Source organism: Streptomyces dangxiongensis (assembly GCF_003675325.1).
Taxonomy (GTDB): domain Bacteria; phylum Actinomycetota; class Actinomycetes; order Streptomycetales; family Streptomycetaceae; genus Streptomyces; species Streptomyces dangxiongensis.
This window is the reverse complement of record NZ_CP033073.1, coordinates 1,064,542-1,083,745: the sequence shown is the minus strand read 5'-3', so window position 1 is coordinate 1,083,745 and position 19,204 is coordinate 1,064,542. Positions and strand designations below refer to the sequence as shown.

The 19,204-nt window shown below is 71.5% G+C and carries 4 protein-coding genes and 2 pseudogenes; all 6 read left to right on the top strand.

Annotation, left to right across the window (positions count from 1 at the left end):
- Nucleotides 1-20 precede the first annotated feature (20 nt).
- A complete protein-coding gene (locus D9753_RS38915; protein ID WP_449454490.1) occupies nt 21-2,357 on the top strand; it encodes a type I polyketide synthase in 2,337 nt (778 codons plus the stop codon).
- Nucleotides 2,255-4,783, top strand: a pseudogene (locus D9753_RS38905) (SDR family NAD(P)-dependent oxidoreductase); the annotation flags it as partial. The gene D9753_RS38915 and the pseudogene D9753_RS38905, both read left to right, overlap by 103 nt.
- Nucleotides 4,784-5,211: 428 nt before the next feature.
- Nucleotides 5,212-5,310: pseudogene (locus tag D9753_RS37620) on the top strand (acyl carrier protein); the annotation flags it as partial.
- A gap of 114 nt (nt 5,311-5,424) precedes the next feature.
- Nucleotides 5,425-5,628 (top strand): hypothetical protein, encoded by a 204-nt coding sequence (locus D9753_RS04715; RefSeq protein WP_121785850.1) that lies wholly within the window; start codon nt 5,425-5,427, stop codon nt 5,626-5,628.
- A gap of 59 nt (nt 5,629-5,687) precedes the next feature.
- A complete protein-coding gene (locus D9753_RS04710) occupies nt 5,688-15,596 on the top strand; it encodes a type I polyketide synthase (RefSeq protein WP_121785849.1) in 9,909 nt (3,302 codons plus the stop codon).
- Nucleotides 15,597-15,660: 64 nt separating this feature from the next.
- Complete coding sequence (locus tag D9753_RS04705; protein ID WP_449455868.1) at nt 15,661-19,164, top strand: type I polyketide synthase; 3,504 nt, start codon at nt 15,661-15,663, stop codon at nt 19,162-19,164.
- Nucleotides 19,165-19,204 lie beyond the last annotated feature (40 nt).

The following is a 19,204-nucleotide window of genomic DNA, read 5'->3' as shown; positions in this document are numbered from 1 at the left end:
GGAAGAGGAGACCAGGTTCCATGACCACCGACGAGAAGGCGCTCACCTACCTCAAGCGGGTCACGGCCGAGCTGCAGCAGACCAGGGAGGCCCTGCGCGAGGAGCAGGGCCGGCGAACCGAACCCATCGCCATCGTCTCGATGGGCTGCCGGCTCCCGGGCGGAGTGACCTCGCCGGAAGGACTGTGGCACCTGGTGTCCGAGGGTACCGACGCGATCAGCGCGTTCCCGGCCGACCGCGGCTGGGACCTCGACGCCCTCTACGACCCCGACCCGGACGCGTCCGGCACGTCGTACGTGCGGGAGGGCGGCTTCCTCGACGACGTGGCGGGCTTCGACGCGGACTTCTTCGGGATATCCCCGCGCGAGGCACTCGCCATGGACCCGCAGCAGCGGCTGCTCCTGGAGACCTCCTGGGAGACCCTGGAACGCGCCGGACTCGACCCCTCCACCCTCAAGGGCGACAGCGTCGGCGTCTTCACCGGGGTCGCCGGACAGGAGTACGCACCCCGCATGGGCACCGGCTCCCAGGAGATCGACGGCTACGTGCTGACCGGCGGCGCCGGCAGCGTCGTCTCCGGCCGGATCGCCTACACCTTCGGCTTCGAGGGACCCGCGGTCACCGTGGACACCGCGTGCTCCTCCTCGCTGGTCGCCATCCACCTGGCCGCGCAGGCGCTGCGCAACGGCGAGTGCTCGCTGGCGCTGGCGGGCGGGGTGGCCGTGATGTCGACACCGGGCGCCTTCGTGGAGTTCTCCCGTCAGCGGGGACTGTCCTTCGACGGCCGGTGCAAGGCCTTCGCCGCCGCCGCGGACGGTACGTGCTGGGCGGAGGGCGTCGGAGTGCTCCTCCTGGAGCGCCTGTCCGACGCGCGCCGCAACGGCCATGACGTCCTGGCGGTCGTGCGCGGCAGCGCGGTGAACCAGGACGGCGCGTCCAACGGCCTGACCGCGCCCAACGGCCCCTCCCAGCAGCGCGTCATCCAGCAGGCCCTGGACAACGCCCGCCTGTCGCCGTCCGACGTGGACGCCGTCGAGGCGCACGGCACCGGCACCGCCCTCGGCGACCCGATCGAGGCACAGGCCCTGATCGCCACCTACGGCCGGGCCCGTTCCGCGGACACGACGCTGTGGCTGGGCTCGCTGAAGTCCAACATCGGGCACACGCAGGCCGCCGCCGGTGTGGCCGGTGTGATCAAGATGGTCGAGGCGATGCGCCACGGCGTGCTGCCGAGGACGCTGCACGTGGACGCGCCGACACCCGAGGTCGACTGGACCGCCGGCACGGTGGAGCTGCTGACCGAGGCCCGGGACTGGCCCGAGACCGGCCGCCCCCGCCGCGCGGGCGTGTCCTCCTTCGGCATCAGCGGCACCAACGCCCACATCATCCTGGAACAGGCCCGGCCCGAGGAACCGGCCGGCGCCCCCGACCCGGCCCGCACGGTCCCCGGCGGCGTCGTGCCGCTGGCGCTCTCCGGCGCCACGCCCGACGCGCTCCGCGCCCAGGCGGCCCGCCTCGCCGACCACCTGCGCACGCACCCCGGCACACCACTGCACGACGTGGCCCTGTCACTCGTCGCCACCCGCACCCGGTTCCCGCACCGCGGCGTGGCCGTCGCCGGCACCCACCAGGAAGCGGTGGAGCGGCTCGCCGCCCTCGCCGCGGCCCCCGACACCGTGCCGGCCACCCACCCCCAGGAAGCGGTGTTCGTGTTTCCGGGTCAGGGGGCGCAGTGGGTGGGGATGGCGGTGGGTCTGCTGGCGGAGTCGGAGGTGTTTGCGGGGTGGATGGCGCGGTGTGGTGAGGCGTTGGCTCCGTTTGTGGGGTGGTCGTTGGTGGATGTGTTGGGTGATGAGGAGGCGTTGGAGCGGGTTGATGTGGTGCAGCCGGTGTTGTGGGCGGTGATGGTGTCGTTGGCGGGGTTGTGGCGGTCGGTGGGTGTGGAGCCGGTTGCGGTGGTGGGGCATTCGCAGGGGGAGATCGCGGCGGCGTGTGTGGTGGGTGGGTTGTCGTTGGAGGAGGGTGCGCGGGTGGTGGCGCGGCGTAGTCAGGTGATTGCGTCGGGTTTGGCGGGTTCGGGTGGGATGTTGTCGGTTGCGTTGCCGGTGGGTGTGGTGGAGGGGCGGTTGGGTTTGTGGTGGCGGCGTGAATGGTCCGTCGTCGGTGGTGGTTGCGGGTGTGGTGGGGGAGTTGGAGGCGTTGGAGGGGGAGTTGCGGGGGGAGGGGGTGCGGGTGCGTCGGGTGGCGGTGGATTATGCGTCGCATTCGGCGGAGGTGGAGCGGGTGGAGGGTGTGTTGGGGGAGGTGTTGGGGTGTGTCGGGTGTGTCGTCGGGGGTGCCGTTCTTTTCGACGGTGACGGGTGGTGTGGTGGATACGGGGGTTCTGGATGGGGGGTATTGGTATCGGAATCTGCGGGAGCGGGTGCGTTTTGAGGAGGTGGTGCGTTCGTTGCTGGGGTCGGGGCGGCGGGTGTTCGTGGAGGTGAGTCCGCATCCGGTGCTGGGGTTCGTGGTGGCGGAGACGATGGGTGCGGTGGGTGTTGATGGTGTGGTGGTGGGGTCGTTGCGGCGTGGTGAGGGGGGTTGGGAGCGGTTTTTGCGGTCGGTGGGTGAGGTGTATGCGGGGGGTGTGGATGTCGATTGGCGGGCGGTGTTGGAGGGGCAGGCGGCCCGGCGGGTCCAGTTGCCGACGTATCCCTTCCAGCACCAGCGCTACTGGCTGAAGGCGGAGCGTACGGCCGGCGACGTCTCCGCCGCCGGACTCGCCGCTCCCGGACACCCGCTCCTCGGCGCCGCCGTGGAGCTGCCCGGAACAGGCGGCGTCGCCTTCACCGGCCGCTGGTCCCCGCGCACCCACCCCTGGCTGGCCGACCACGCCGTCTGGGGCACGGCCCTGCTGCCCGGCACCGGCTTCGTCGACCTCGTCCTCACCGCCGGCGCCGCGGTCGACTGCGGCACCATCGAGGAACTCGTCCTCGAAGCGCCCCTGATCCTCCCCGAGGACAGCGCCGTCCAGGTGCGCGTCGAGGTCGGCGCGGCTGACGCGTCCGGCCGCCGCACCGTCTGTGTCCACTCCCGCCCCGAGACCGACGAGCCCGACTGGACCTGCCACGCCAGCGGCACCCTGGTCCCCGCGGACCAGGACTCCTCGGAACCGGCGCTCGTCTGGCCCCCGGCCGGCGCCACCGCCGTACCCCTGGACGCCCGGTCCGTCTACCAGGGCCTGGCCGAGCGCGGATACGAGTACGGCCCGGCCTTCCAGGGCCTGCGCGCGGTGTGGACCCGCGGGGACGAGATCTTCGCCGAGGTAGCCCTGCCGGAACAGCAGCAGGAGGACGCCGAGCGGTTCACGCTGCACCCCGCCCTGCTCGACTCCGCGCTGCACGCGCCGCTCATCTACGGCACCGGCCTTCCGCGGCTGCCCTTCTCCTGGAACGGCATCACCCTGTGGACCCGCGGCGCCTCCCGGCTGCGGGCGCACTTCGTGCCCGCCGGCGAGGAGACCTGGCAGGTCACCGTCACCGACCGGACGGGCGCACCCGTCGCCCGCATCGAGGCACTCATCGGCCGTCAGGTGACACCGGAGCAGCTCGCGGAGGCCCGGCTGGCCCGCGAGACCGGCTCTTCCCGCCTCGACAACTGGGTGTACGGCACGAGCTGGACCCCGGCCGAGGCGACGGACACGGCCGCGGCACCCCACGGCACCTGGCTGGTGGCCGTGCCCGCGGGCCGGACGGACCACGCCACCGTGGCGGCGTGCGTCACGGCGCTCGGCCAGGCGGGCGCCCACCCCGTCGCGCTGCCGGTCGACAGCGCCGACCGCACGGCCGTGGCCGCACTGCTCACCGACACCACGCACGGCGAGGACACCGTCGAGGGCGTCCTCTCCCTGCTCGCCCTCGACGAGTCCGACCACCCCGACCACCCCGGCGTCACCGGCGGCCTGGCCAGCACGCTCGCCCTGATCCAGGCGCTCGGCGACACCGGCGTCGAGGCACCCGTCTGGCTCGCCACCGACGGCGCGGTCGCCACCTCCGACACCGCCCCGGTGCGCAACCCGCGCCAGGCCGCCCTGTGGGGCCTCGGCCAGGTCGCCGCCCTCGAACACCCCGGCCGCTGGGGCGGCTTGATCGACCTGCCCGGCACGTTCGACGACCGCGCCCGCGCCGGGCTCGCCGCCGTACTGGGCGGCGGCACCGGCACCGAGGACCAACTCGCCCTCCGCACCGAAGGGCTGCTCGCCCGCCGCCTGGAGCGGGTGGCCCTGCACCGGCCGCTGCCCGACGAGACCGGGTGGCAGCCCACCGGAACGGTACTGATCACCGGTGGCACCGGAGCGCTCGGCGCCCACGTCGCCCGCCGGCTGGCCGCCAAGGGCGCCGACCACCTCGTACTCGTCAGCCGGCGCGGCTCCGACAGCCCGGGAGCCGCGGAACTGACCGCCGAACTCACCGAGGCGGGCACCCGGGTCACCGTCGCCGCCTGTGACGTCGCCGACCGGCAGGCCCTGGAGGACCTGCTGACCAAGTCGGCGGCCGACGGCGACCCGATCCGCGCCGTGGTGCACGCCGCGGGCGTCAACGGCTTCGGCTCCCTCGCGGAGACGACACTCGCCGACTTCGGCGCCGTCGTCTCCGCCAAGGTGGCCGGAGCGGCCCATCTCGACGCACTGCTCGCCGACGCCGACCTGGACGCGTTCGTCGTCTTCTCCTCCATCGCCGGTGTCTGGGGCAGCGGCGGCCAGAGCGCCTACTCCGCGGGCAACGCCTACCTGGACGCCCTGGCCCTGCACCGGCGCGCCCTCGGCCGGGCCGCCACCTCCGTCGCCTGGGGCGCCTGGTCCGGCGGCGGCATGGTGGACGCCGCCTCGGCCCCGCAACTGCGCCGCCAGGGCATCCAGTCGGTCCGCCCCGAACTGATGCTCACCGCGCTCGACCGCGCCCTGACGGGCAGTCAGAGCGGCCTCACCGTCGCCGACATCGACTGGAAGCGCTTCTACCCGGCGTTCACCGCGCCCGGCCCTCCGCCCTCCTGCAGGGCATACCCGAGATACGGCGCATCGCCGCCGCCGAGGCCCGTGCCCGGCGCGCCGACCTCGCCACGGCCGGTTCGCTGCAGCGGCGTCTGGCCGGCCTCGGCGAGGACGCGCAGAAGGAGATCCTGCTCGACCTGGTCCGCGCCGAGACCGCCGTCGTCCTCGGCCACCAGGACGTGCACGCGATACACCCGGACCGCGCCTTCCAGGAACTGGGCTTCGACTCGCTCACCGCCGTCGAACTGCGCAACAAACTGTCCGCGGCCACCGGCCTGCGGCTGCCCGCCACCCTGCTCTTCGACCACCCGGCACCCGCCGTGCTCGTCGACCACCTCAGGAACGCGCTCGCCCCCGAGGGCGGCCCGACCGTGCACCAGGCAGTGGCGGATGTGGAGAAACTGAAGGCCGCGCTCGCCTCCGTACCCGACGACCGGGCGGTCCGCGCACAGGTCACCGCCGCCCTGCACGTCCTGCTGGCCAAGTGGTCCCCGGACACCGCCCAGGACGCGACGGACGACGATCTCGAGTCGGTCACCGACGACGAGGTCTTCGACATCATCGACAACGAGTTCGACGAATTCACCGCTTCCTGACGCCGTCCCCCGCTGCCCGCCCGCCGTCAGAAGTCTGTTTCTAGGAGCTGACCTTCCCCATGGTCGACGACAAGAAGTACCGCGAATACCTCAACAAGGCCGTCGCCACCGCACGTCAGGCCACGCGCCGGCTGCGTGAGGTCGAGGAGAAGGCGTGGGAGCCCATCGCCATCGTCGGTATGGCATGTCGGCTGCCGGGCGGAGTGACCTCTCCGGAGGACCTCTGGCGGCTCGTGGCCGACGGCACCGACGCCATATCCGCCTTCCCGGCCGACCGCGGATGGGACCTGGAGGGCCTGTACGACCCGAACCCCGACGTGCCGGGCACGTCGTACGTCCGTGAGGGCGGCTTCCTCCACGGCGCGGCCGACTTCGACGCGGGCTTCTTCGGGATATCCCCGCGCGAGGCGCTGGCCATGGACCCGCAGCAGCGGCTGCTCCTGGAGACCTCCTGGGAGGTCTTCGAAAGCGCCAACATCGACCCCACGTCCCTGCGCGGGCACCGGATCGGCTTCTACACCGGCGTCATGCACCACGACTACGCCCCGCGGGTGCGTCAGGTTCCCGAGGACCTGGAGGCGTACATCGGGCGCGGCAGCACGGGCAGTTTCGCCTCCGGCCGCGTGTCGTACACGCTGGGCCTGGAAGGCCCCTCGGTGACCGTCGACACCGCGTGCTCCTCCTCGCTGGTCGCGATCCACCTCGCCGTGCAGTCCCTGCGCACCGGCGAGTCGGAGATGGCGATGGCGGGCGGCGCGGCCGTGATGTCCGACAGCAAGATGTTCGTGGAGTTCTCCCGCCAGCGCGGCCTCTCCCCGGACGGCCGGTGCCGGGCCTTCGCGGCGAGCGCCGACGGCACCGGATTCTCCGAGGGCGTCGGCGTACTGCTCCTGGAGCGCCTGTCCGACGCGCGCCGCAACGGACACGAGGTACTGGCCGTCGTCCGGGGCACCGCCGTGAACCAGGACGGCGCGTCCAACGGCCTGACCGCGCCCAACGGCACCGCGCAACGGGAGGTCATCCGCCAGGCGTTGGAGAACGCCCGCCTGTCGCCGTCCGACGTGGACGCCGTCGAGGCGCACGGCACCGGCACCTCCCTCGGTGACCCGATCGAGGCGCAGGCGCTGATCGCCACGTACGGCCAGGAACGGCCCGGCGACGGTCGACCGCTGTGGCTGGGCTCGCTGAAGTCCAACATCGGGCACGCCCAGTCGGCCGCCGGTGTGGCCGGTGTGATCAAGATGGTGGAGGCGATGCGCCACGGCGTGCTGCCGAGGACGCTGCACGTGGACGCGCCGACGCCCGAGGTCGACTGGTCCGCCGGCGCGGTGGAGCTGCTGACCGAGGCCCGGGACTGGCCGGAGCGGGACGAGCCGCGCCGGGCCGGCGTGTCGTCCTTCGGCCTCAGCGGCACCAACGCCCACGTGATTCTCGAGTCCGCTCGGCCCGCGTCCGACGAACCCGGCCCCGCGACCGAGCCCACCGACGTCACCGAGTCGGAGCGGACGACCGCCGAGCGTGCCGTCCCGCACGGTGTGGTGCCGTTGGCCCTCTCCGGCAAGTCCCCCGACGCCCTGAGCGCGCAGGCGAAGCGGCTCGCGGCCTTCCTGGAGAGCCACCCCGGGACACCGCTGTCCGACATCGCCCTCTCCCTGACCTCGCGCGCCGTGTTCGACCACCGCGGCGTGGCCGTCGCGGGCACGCACGCCGAGGCCGTCCAGCGCCTCACGGCCCTCGCGCAGGACGCCACGGTGTCCACCGGTACCCACGGTGACACCGGCGTCGTGTTCGTGTTTCCGGGTCAGGGGGCGCAGTGGGTGGGGATGGCGGTGGGTCTGCTGGCGGAGTCGGAGGTGTTTGCGGGGTGGATGGCGCGGTGTGGTGAGGCGTTGGCTCCGTTTGTGGGGTGGTCGTTGGTGGATGTGTTGGGTGATGAGGAGGCGTTGGAGCGGGTTGATGTGGTGCAGCCGGTGTTGTGGGCGGTGATGGTGTCGTTGGCGGGGTTGTGGCGGTCGGTGGGTGTGGAGCCGGTTGCGGTGGTGGGGCATTCGCAGGGGGAGATCGCGGCGGCGTGTGTGGTGGGTGGGTTGTCGTTGGAGGAGGGTGCGCGGGTGGTGGCGCGGCGTAGTCAGGTGATTGCGTCGGGTTTGGCGGGTTCGGGTGGGATGTTGTCGGTTGCGTTGCCGGTGGGTGTGGTGGAGGGGCGGTTGGGTGGGGGGTTGTCGGTGGCGGCGGTGAATGGTCCGTCGTCGGTGGTGGTTGCGGGTGTGGTGGGGGAGTTGGAGGCGTTGGAGGGGGAGTTGCGGGGGGAGGGGGTGCGGGTGCGTCGGGTGGCGGTGGATTATGCGTCGCATTCGGCGGAGGTGGAGCGGGTGGAGGGTGTGTTGGGGGAGGTGTTGGGGGGTGTGTCGGGTGTGTCGTCGGGGGTGCCGTTCTTTTCGACGGTGACGGGTGGTGTGGTGGATACGGGGGTTCTGGATGGGGGGTATTGGTATCGGAATCTGCGGGAGCGGGTGCGTTTTGAGGAGGTGGTGCGTTCGTTGCTGGGGTCGGGGCGGCGGGTGTTCGTGGAGGTGAGTCCGCATCCGGTGCTGGGGTTCGTGGTGGCGGAGACGATGGGTGCGGTGGGTGTTGATGGTGTGGTGGTGGGGTCGTTGCGGCGTGGTGAGGGGGGTTGGGAGCGGTTTTTGCGGTCGGTGGGTGAGGTGTATGCGGGGGGTGTGGATGTCGATTGGCGGGCGGTGTTGGAGGGGCAGGCGGCCCGGCGGGTCCAGTTGCCGACGTATCCCTTCCAGCACCAGCGCTACTGGCTCGACGCCAACGAGCGTCCCGCAGTGGAGGCCGACCCGGTGGACGCGGCCTTCTGGGCCGCGATCGAGGCTGGTGACACCGGCGCCCTCGCCGACGACCTCCAGTTGAAGGCCTCCGTACTCGACGAGGTCCTGCCCGCACTGTCGTCCTGGCGCCGCCGCAAGCAGGAGCGGACCGTCATCGATGGATGGCGCTACCAACTCGGCTGGGACCGCGTCGACACCACCGGCAGCGCTGCCGGTACCGCTGCGGGCACAGGCACAGGCACAGGCACCGGTACCACTGCCGGCACCTTCACCGGTACTGCCGCCGGCACAGCCGTCGGCACCCTCTCCGGGACCTGGCTCGTCGCCGTCGGCGGCGACGGCGGCCCACTCGCCGACGCGGTCGCCGACGGACTCGCCGAACGGGGCGTACAGACCGTGCGCATCGAGGTCGACACCGAGAACGCCGACCGGGAGACGCTGGCCGCCGCCCTGGACGACCAGGATTTCACGGGCGTCCTGTCGCTCCTCGCGCTCGACGGCCGGCCGCACCCCGTCCACACCACCTGGTCGCGCGGCACGATCGGCACCGTCGCCCTCGTCCAGGCACTCGGCGACGCGGGGATCGAGGCCCCCCTGTGGGCGGTCACCTCCGGCGGCGTCGCCGTGGCCGACTCCGCCGAGCTGACCGACGCCTCCCAGCACGCGATGTGGGGTATCGGCACCGTCCTGGCCCTGGACCACCCGCGCACCTGGGGCGGCCTCGTCGACCTGCCCGCCGGCACCACCGAAGCAGATCCGCGCACCCTCGACCTGCTGTGCACCGCCCTCTCCGGCACCGGCGACGAGGACCAACTCGCCGTACGCCCTGACGGCCTGCACGCCCGCCGCATGCGCCGCGCCCCCCTCGACGGCGCCCCGGCCGCCAAGCCCTGGACGCCGCGCGGCACCGTCCTGGTCACCGGCGGCACCGGCGGCACCGGTGCCCATGTCGCCCGCTGGCTCGCCGAGCACGGAGCCGAGCACCTGGTGCTCACCAGCCGCCGAGGCCCCCAAGCGCCAGGCGCCGCCGAACTCCGCGCCGAACTGGAGGCGTTGGGCGCCCGGATCACCATCACCGCCTGCGACATCACCGACCGGGAGGCGGTCGTCGGCCTCCTCCACGACATTCCCGCCGAGCTGCCGCTCACCGCCGTCCTGCACCTCGCCGGCGCCACCCAGACCGAATCCCCGCTGTCCGGGCTCACCGTCGAGCAGTTCGCGGACATGGGCCGAGCCAAGATCGCCGGTGCCCACCACCTGGACGACCTGCTCGGCGACCGCGACCTGGACGCCTTCGTCCTGTTCTCCTCCGGCGCGACCGCCTGGGGCAGCAACGGCCTGACCTCGTACGCCGGGGCCAACGCCCACCTCGACGCGCTCGCCCACCGTCGCCGTGCCCGCGGACTCACCGCCACCTCCATCGCCTGGGGCGCCTGGGGCGGCGGCGGCATGGTCGACGCGTCCATGGCCGGGGAGTTCACCAAGCTCGGCATCACCCTCATGGAGCCCCACCTCGGCGTCGCCGCCCTGGTGCAGGCCGTCGAGCACGACGAGACCCATGTCGTCGTCGCCGGCATCGACTGGACCCGCTTCGCCCCCGCCTTCGCCCTTTCCCGCCCCCGCCCGCTGCTGCGCGGACTGCCCGAGGTCACCGAAATCCTCGCCGGCGCCACCGAGGACCAGCCCGACACCGACGCCTCCGCCCTCCGCTCCGAACTGCTGAAGCTGTCCCCGGCCGAACAGGAACGCCGACTGGTGGACCTGGTCCGGATAGAGGCAGGAGCCGTCCTTGGCCACTCCGACACGGAAGTCGTAGGTGAGGAACGGGCGTTCAAGGAGATCGGCTTCGACTCCGTCACCGCGGTGGAACTGCGCAACCGGCTCAACGCGGCCGTCCGGCTGCGCCTGCCCGCCACCCTCGTCTTCGACTACCCGAACGCCAGGGCACTGGCGGACCACCTCCGCACCGAGCTCGTCGGCGACCGGTCCGCCGCCACCACCGACACCGCCGACGCGGCCCTTCCCACCCTCGTCGTACCGCCGTCCGCGACCGACGACCCGATCGCCATCGTCTCCATGGGGTGCCGCCTCCCCGGCGGCGTGACCTCCCCCGAGGAACTGTGGACCCTGCTCGCCGAGGGCCGTGACGCGCTCGCCGACTTCCCGGCCGACCGCGGCTGGGACCTGGACAACCTCTTCTCCGACGACCCTGACGCTCCCGGTACGACCTACGTCCGCAAGGGCGGCTTCCTGCGCGGCGTCGCCGACTTCGACGCCGGATTCTTCGGCATCAACCCGCGCGAGGCCCTCGCCATGGACCCGCAGCAGCGCCTCCTCCTGGAGACCTCCTGGGAAGTCTTCGAGCGCGCCGGCATCGACCCGGCCTCCCTGCGCGGCAAGGATGTCGGTGTCTTCACCGGCATGGGTGCCCAGGACTACACCCCACGGCTCGGCGGCGGCACCGAGGGCACCGAGGGCTACGCCCTGACCGGCAGCGCCGGCAGCGTCGCCTCCGGCCGCGTCTCGTACGTCCTCGGCCTGGAGGGCCCCGCCCTCACCATCGATACGGCGTGCTCGTCGTCGCTGGTGGCCATGCACTCCGCGATGCAGGCGCTGCGCAGCGGCGAGTGCTCGCTCGCGCTGGCCGGCGGCGTCGCCGTAATGTCCACCCCGGGCGTCTTCGTGGAGTTCTCCCGGCAGCGCGGACTGGCCCCCGACGGCCGGTGCAAGGCCTTCGCCGACGGCGCGGACGGCACGGCGTGGGCCGAGGGCGTAGGCCTGCTCCTGCTCGAGCGCCTGTCCGACGCGCGGCGCAACGGCCACGAGGTCCTGGCCCTGGTGCGCGGCAGCGCGGTCAACCAGGACGGCGCCTCCAACGGCCTCACGGCGCCGAACGGTCCGTCGCAGCAGCGGGTGATCCGTCAGGCGTTGGCGAGTGCCGGTCTGTCGGCGGCCGACGTGGACGCGGTGGAGGCGCACGGGACGGGTACGGCGCTGGGCGACCCGATCGAGGCACAGGCGCTGATCGCCACGTACGGCCAGGAACGGCGCGCCGACGACCGCCCGTTGCTCCTCGGAGCCCTGAAGTCGAACCTCGGTCACACCGGGGCCACTGCGGGTGTGGCGGGTGTGATCAAGATGGTGGAGGCGATGCGGCACGGTGTGCTGCCGAAGACGCTGCATGTGGATGAGCCGTCGCCGAAGGTGGACTGGTCGGCGGGTGCGGTGGAGTTGCTGACGGAGTCTCGGGAGTGGCCTGAGACGGGCCGTCCGCGTCGTGCGGGTGTGTCGGCGTTCGGTATCAGTGGGACGAATGCGCACGTGATTCTGGAGGCCGCCGAGGCTGAGCCGGTGGTGGAGCGTGCGGTGGTTCCCGAGGGTGTGGTGCCGTTGCTGGTGTCCGGGAAGTCGCAGGAGGCGGTACGGGCTCAGGTGGGTCGGCTGGTGGAGTTCCTGGGGGCGGACGCTTCGGTGGACCTCACGGATGTGGCGTACTCGCTGGCGACTGCCCGGACGCACTTCGACCATCGTGCGGTGGTGGTGGCGGGTTCGGTGGAGGAGGCGCGGGAGGGTCTGGCGTCGGTGCGCCCGGAGGGTGTGGTGCCGGCGGGTCGTCTGGGTGTGTTGTTCACCGGGCAGGGGTCGCAGCGGGTGGGGATGGGGCGTGAACTGTACGTCGCCTTCCCGGTGTTCGCCGAGGCGTTCGATGAGGTGTGTGCGGCCGTCGACGGGAAGCTCGGCCGCTCACTGAAGGCGGTGGTCTTCGAGGGCGGGGAGCTGCTGGAGGAGACGGGGTACGCGCAGCCGGCGCTGTTCGCGGTCGAGGTGGCGCTGTTCCACCTCGTACGGTCCTGGGGCGTGCGTCCTGATTTCGTGGCGGGTCATTCGATCGGTGAGGTGGCGGCGGCTTATGTGGCGGGTGTGTGGTCGCTGGAGGATGCGGCGGCGCTGGTCGTGGCGCGTGGTCGGTTGATGCAGGCGTTGCCGGCCGGTGGGGTGATGGTCGCGTTGGAGGCCACGGAAGCGGAGGTCGTGCCGCTGCTGTCGGACGGTGTGAGCATCGCCGCCGTCAACGGGCCGACCTCCTTGGTGTTGTCGGGTGCTGAGGGTGCGGTCGAGTCGGTGGTGGCCCGTTTCGAGCGTCGTCGGGTGAAGCGGCTGAGGGTGTCGCACGCGTTCCACTCGCCGTTGATGGACCCGATGCTGGAGGCCTTCCGTGAGGTTGCGGCCGGGCTGACCTACAACGCCCCGACGCTGCCGGTGGTGTCGAACGTGACGGGTGAGGTGGCGGACGCCGGGCGGTTGTGCTCGCCCGAGTACTGGGTGGAGCACGTACGCGGCACGGTCCGTTTCCACGACGGCGTGCGGGCCATGAAGGACCAGAAGGTCACCACCTTTCTGGAGTTGGGTCCGGACGGCATTCTCACCGGGATGGTGGCGGAGGACTGCGTGCCGTCGCTGCGGCGTGACGTGCCCGAGGACCGCGCGCTGCTGAACGCCGTGGGGCAGTTGCACACGCGCGGTGTCGCCGTCGACTGGGAGCAGGTCTTCGCCGGCCGGGATGCACGCCGCGTGGACCTGCCCACGTACGCCTTCCAGCGGCAGCGGTACTGGCTCGCCGCGGCGGCACCGGCGAGCGACGTCTCGATGCGGCACCCGGTGCTCAACGCGGTGCTGACCGTGCCCGACACGGGTGGTGTGCTGTGCACCGGACGGCTCTCGCGCGCCGCTCAGCCGTGGCTCTCCGAGCAGTTGCCGGGCGGAGACGTCGTCCCGGGAGCCGCAATGGTCGAGTTGGCGATCCGCGCCGGTGACGAGGTCGACGCCGGCACGGTGCGCGAACTGACGGTCGAGACGCCGCTCGTACTGCCCGCCACCGGAGCGCTCCGCGTGCAGGTCTCTGTCGGCGGCGCCGACGACGAGGGGCACCGTACGGTCGGTGTCTACACCCGTCCCGAGCGCGGCGACGACTCCTGGACCTGCCACGCCACCGGCACACTTGCGCCTACGAGCTCGACCGGCGAACCGACTGGCGATGCTCATCCGGCAGGGGGGTACATCGAGGTCGCCTTGGACAACGAACTCACCGCTGAAGCAAAGCACTTCGGCCTTCACCCGGTGCTTCTGGAAGCCGCGGCCCATGTGACCGGCCTGTCGGGCATGTCGACCGAATGGCGCGGTACGACCCTCCACGCAGCCGGCGCCTCCGCGGTGCGGGTTCGAGTGACGCCCACCGATTCCGACACGGTACGTCTGGACATCCGTGACGCGGACGGCGCACCCGTCGCGTCTGTGGAATCGGTCGTCCTGCGTGAGATACCGCAGGAGCAGTTGAGGGTGTCCGGCGGTGGTGGGTCGTTGTTGCGGGTGGAGTGGTCTGGTGTGCCGGTGTCTGTGGATGCGGATGCCGGTGTGGTGGAGGTGTTCGAGGTCGGGGCGGCGGTGTTGGATGCCGAAGGCGTGCGCGCTGTGACGGCCGAGGCGTTGTCGGTTGTGCAGTCCTTCCTTGCGTCGTCGCGGGAGGGTGTGCTGGTGGTGGTGACGCGGGGTGCGGTGGGTGTCGGGGGTGGTGTGGGTGATCCGGTGGTGGCCGGGGTGTGGGGTTTGGTGCGTTCGGCGCAGGCGGAGAATCCGGGCCGTGTCGTCCTGATGGACGTGGACCCGGATACCGGCTTGGACGCTGGTGTGGTGGCGGGTGTGGTGGCGTCGGGTGAGTCGCAGGTGGTGGTGCGCTCGGGTGAGGTGTTCGTGCCGCGGCTGGTGCGTGCTGCGGTGGCGGCTTCGGGTGGATCGGTGTTCCGGCCTGGTGGGACGGTCCTTGTCACGGGTGGTACCGGCACGCTGGGTGGTGTGGTTGCCCGGCATCTGGTCGGGGCGCATGGTGTGCGGAGTCTGGTGTTGACCAGCAGGCGGGGGCTTGATGCTCCGGGTGCGGTGGCGCTGAAGGCCGAGTTGGAGCAGGCCGGTGCCGTGGTGACGGTGGCGGCGTGTGATGTGGCTGACCGTGTGCAGTTGGCCGGCGTGTTGGCCTGTGTTCCCGTTGGGGCGCCGTTGTCGGGTGTGGTGCATACCGCTGGTGTGCTGGATGACGGTGTGATCGGGAGTCTGACGGCGGAGCGGTTGGCTGCGGTGTTGCGTCCCAAGGTTGACGCGGTGCTGGCGTTGCATGAGTTGACCAGCGGTCTGGAGCTGGATGCGTTCGTGTTGTATTCCTCCGCGTCCGGTGTGCTGGGTGGTCCGGGTCAGGGGAATTATTCGGCGGCGAATGCGTTTTTGGATGCTTTCGCTTGCTGGCGTCGTGGGCAGGGTCTGCCCGCTGTGTCGCTGGCGTGGGGGTTGTGGGGTGAGGCGAGCGCGATGACGGGCTCGCTGGGAGCGTCCGATCAGGCGCGTATGAGCCGTGGTGGTATCCGGGCTCTGTCCGTCGAGGAGGGCATGGCACTGTTCGACGCCGGCCTGACCGCCGATGAACCAGCCCTCGTCGCGGCCAAGTTCGACCTCGCGGCCCTCACCGAACAGGCCGCCGCCGACCGGCTGGCTCCCATGCTGCGAGGCCTCGTACGACAGCCGCGCCGGAGCGTCCGGACCGGTGCGGTCGGCGTTGGCACCGGTGGTGCGGCGGGCGAATCGCTGGCCGACCGGTTGGCGATGATGTCCCAGCCCGACCGGCAGCGCATCCTGCTCGACCTGGTGCGCACCGACGCCGCGGCCGTGCTGGGCCGCCGTGAACGGGATGCCATCGCACCGGAGCGTGCCTTCAAGGACCTCGGGTTCGACTCGCTGACGGGAGTGGAGCTGCGCAACCGGCTCACGGCGACCACGGGGCTCCAGCTACCCGCGTCGGCGGTGTTCGACCACCCGACTCCGGCCGCCCTCGCAGACGTACTGGTGGAGCAGCTAGGTGCCTCGCCGGTGTCCGTGCTTGCCGAACTCGACCGGTTGGAAGCCGCGTTGTCCTCGACGGCTCTGGACGACGAGGTCATGGTCCAGGCGGCCAAACGCCTACAGACGCTGGCCAGCCGGTGGGCGTCGTCGGGCTCCGTCGTCGAGGCAGAGGAGGAGTTCGACCTCGCGTCCGCCTCCGACGACGAACTGTTCAGCTTCGCCGAGAACGAGCTCGGCTCCTCCTGACAGCGGCGCCGCCCCCCACACCTGCTGAGCAGAAAGACTGCCGATGACCACGAACGACGCCAAGCTGCGCGACTACCTCAAGCGTGCCCTCGCCGATCTCAGCCAGGCGCGCAAGCGGCTGCGCGAGGTCGAGTCCGAGAGGACGGAACCGATCGCGATCGTCGCCATGGGATGCCGTCTTCCGGGAGGTGTGTCCTCACCCGATGACCTGTGGGAGCTGGTCGCCGCGGGCCACGACGGGATCTCGTCGTTCCCGACCGACCGAGGCTGGGACGTGCAGGGGTTGTACGACCCGGACCCGGAGCGTCCCGGGAAGTCGTACGTCAGGGAGGGCGGCTTCGTGACGGACGCCGCCGACTTCGACGCCGCCTTCTTCGGGATCAGCCCGCGTGAGGCGGTGGCGATGGACCCGCAGCAGCGGCTGCTGCTGGAGACGTCGTGGGAGGTCTTCGAGCGGGCCGGCATCGACCCGACGTCGCTGCGCGGTCGCAACGTGGGTGTGTTCGCCGGTACCAAGCCCCAGGACTACATCCCCAGCCTCGAAAGCGGGGAGTCCACTGCCGAGGGCTACGCCCTGACGGGCAGTGCCGGCGCGGTCACCTCCGGCCGGGTCTCGTACGCCTTCGGCTTCGAGGGTCCCGCCGTCTCCATCGACACGGCGTGCTCGTCGTCGCTGGTCGCCATCCATCTGGCCGCCCAGGCACTGCGCAGCGGCGAGTGCTCGCTCGCCCTGGCCGGCGGTGTGTCCGTGATGGCCACGCCGGGCGCCTTCGTGGCTTTCTCCCGGCAGAGGGGCCTGGCGGCTGACGCGCGCTGCAAGGCCTTCGCTGCGGGCGCGGACGGAACGGCGTGGGCCGAGGGCGTAGGCCTGCTCCTGCTCGAGCGCCTGTCCGACGCGCGGCGCAACGGTCATCAGGTCCTGGCGGTCGTCCGTGGCACGGCCGTGAACCAGGACGGCGCGTCCAACGGCCTCACCGCCCCGAACGGCCCCTCGCAACGACGCGTCATCCGTCAGGCGCTGGCCAATTCCGGGCTCCTCGCCACGGACATCGACGCGGTGGAGGCGCACGGTACGGGTACGTCGCTGGGCGACCCGATCGAGGCGCAGGCGCTGATCGCCACGTACGGCCAGGGCCGTCCGGCGGACCGCCCGCTTTGGCTGGGCTCGGTGAAGTCGAACCTCGGCCACACCCAGGCCACTGCGGGTGTGGCGGGTGTGATCAAGATGGTGGAGGCGATGCGGCACGGTGTGCTGCCGAAGACGCTGCATGTGGATGAGCCGTCGCCGAAGGTGGACTGGTCGGCGGGTGCGGTGGAGTTGCTGACGGAGTCGCGGGAGTGGCCTGAGACGGGCCGTCCGCGTCGTGCGGGTGTGTCGGCGTTCGGTATCAGTGGGACGAATGCGCACGTGATTCTGGAGGCTGCCGAGGCTGAGCCGGTGGTGGAGCGTGCGGTGGTTCCCGAGGGTGTGGTGCCGTTGCTGGTGTCCGGGAAGTCGCAGGAGGCGGTACGGGCTCAGGCCGACGCGCTGTCGTCCTACCTGGACTCCGCTCAGGACGTGCCTCTCACCGACGTGGCGTACTCGCTGGCGACGACCCGGACCCACTTCGACCATCGTGCCGTGGTCATCGCCGAGTCGGTGGAGGAGGCGCGGGAGGGTCTCGCGGTGTTACGTCCGCAGACGGCTTCCTCTGGCCGTCTGGGTGTGCTGTTCACCGGGCAGGGGTCGCAACGGGTGGGGATGGGGCGTGAACTGTACGTCGCCTTCCCGGTGTTCGCCGAGGCGTTCGATGAGGTGTGTGCGGCCGTCGACGGGAAGCTCGGCCGCTCACTGAAGGCGGTGGTCTTCGAGGGCGGGGAGCTGCTGGAGGAGACGGGGTACGCGCAGCCGGCGCTGTTCGCGGTCGAGGTGGCGCTGTACCACCTCGTACGCTCCTGGGGCGTGCGCCCGCACTGTCTCGCCGGTCACTCCATCGGTGAGGTGGCGGCGGCTTATGTGGCGGGTGTGTGGTCGCTGGAGGATGCGGCGGCGCTGGTCGTGGCGCGTGGCCGGTTGATGCAGGCGTTGCCGGCCGGTGGGGTGATGGTCGCGTTGGAGGCCACGGAAGCGGAGGTCGTGCCGCTGCTGTCGGACGGTGTGAGCATCGCCGCCGTCAACGGGCCGACCTCCCTGGTGCTGTCGGGTGCTGAGGGTGCGGTCGAGTCGGTGGTGGCCCGTTTCGAGGGTCGTCGGGTGAAGCGGCTGAGGGTGTCGCACGCGTTCCACTCGCCGTTGATGGACCCGATGCTGGAGGCCTTCCGTGAGGTTGCGGCCGGGCTGACGTACAACGCCCCGACGCTGCCGGTGGTGTCGAACGTGACGGGTGAGGTGGCGGACGCCGGGCGGTTGTGTTCGCCCGAGTACTGGGTGGAGCACGTACGCGGCACGGTCCGTTTCCACGACGGCGTGCGGGCCATGAAGGACCAGAAGGTCACCACCTTTCTGGAGTTGGGTCCGGACGGCATTCTCACCGGGATGGTGGCGGAGGACTGCGTACCGTCCCTGCGGCGTGACGTCAGCGAGGACCGCGCGCTGCTGAACGCCGTGGGGCAACTGCACACGCGCGGTGTCGCCGTCGACTGGGAGCAGGTCTTCGCCGGCCGGGATGCACGCCGCGTGGACCTGCCCACGTACGCCTTCCAGCACCAGCGTTTCTGGCTGAGCCCGACTCTGTCGGAAGGGGATCCCGCGCTGGCCGCCGGGCACCCCCTGCTCGACACCGTGGTCGGAATCCCCGACACGGGCGGTGTGGTGTGCACCGGCCGGTTGTCCCTCGCCGCCCAGCCCTGGCTGGCGGACCATGTCGTGTCCGGCACGGTCCTGCTGCCCGGTGCCGCGCTGGTGGAACTCGCGATCCGCGCCGGCGACGAGGTCGGCGCGCGAACCCTGCGCGAACTGGTCATAGAAGCGCCCCTGGTGATCCCGGACGAGGGTGCCGTCCGGGTGCAGGTCACGGTCGGTGAGGACACGGGCGGTGGTGTGCGGCCGGTTGGGGTGTACACGCGGTCCGATGACGCAGGGTCCGGTGCGCCGTGGGTGCGTCATGCGAGTGGGTTGCTCGATGAGGATGCGCCGGCATCTGGTGCTGGTTTTGCGGTGTGGCCGCCGGAGGGTGCGGTGGCGGTGGATGTGTCGCGGTTGTACGAGGAGTTGGCCGGCCGTGGGTATGGCTATGGGCCGTGTTCCGGGGGCTGCGGCGGTGGCGGTGTGGGGAGAGTGTTCGCCGAGGCGGTGTTGCCGTCGAGTGAGGTGGACACGGCGGCCGGGTTCGGTCTGCATCCGGCGCTGTTGGACGCGGCGCTGCATGCCGGGGCTTTCTCGGGTGCGGCGGAGTCCGAGGGTGGCGGTCTGTTCCTGCCGTTCGCGTGGAGTGGGGTGTCGCTGCACGCTTCGGGGGCGTCGTCGTTGCGGATCCGGTTGTCGTCCTCGGGTGCGGATTCGCTTTCGCTGGAGCTGGCCGACGGTGAGGGGCTCCGGTGGCGTCGGTGGAGTCGCTCGTCCTGCGTGAGATACCGCAGGAGCAGTTGAGGGTTCCGGCGGTGGTGGGTCGTTGTTGCGGGTGGAGTGG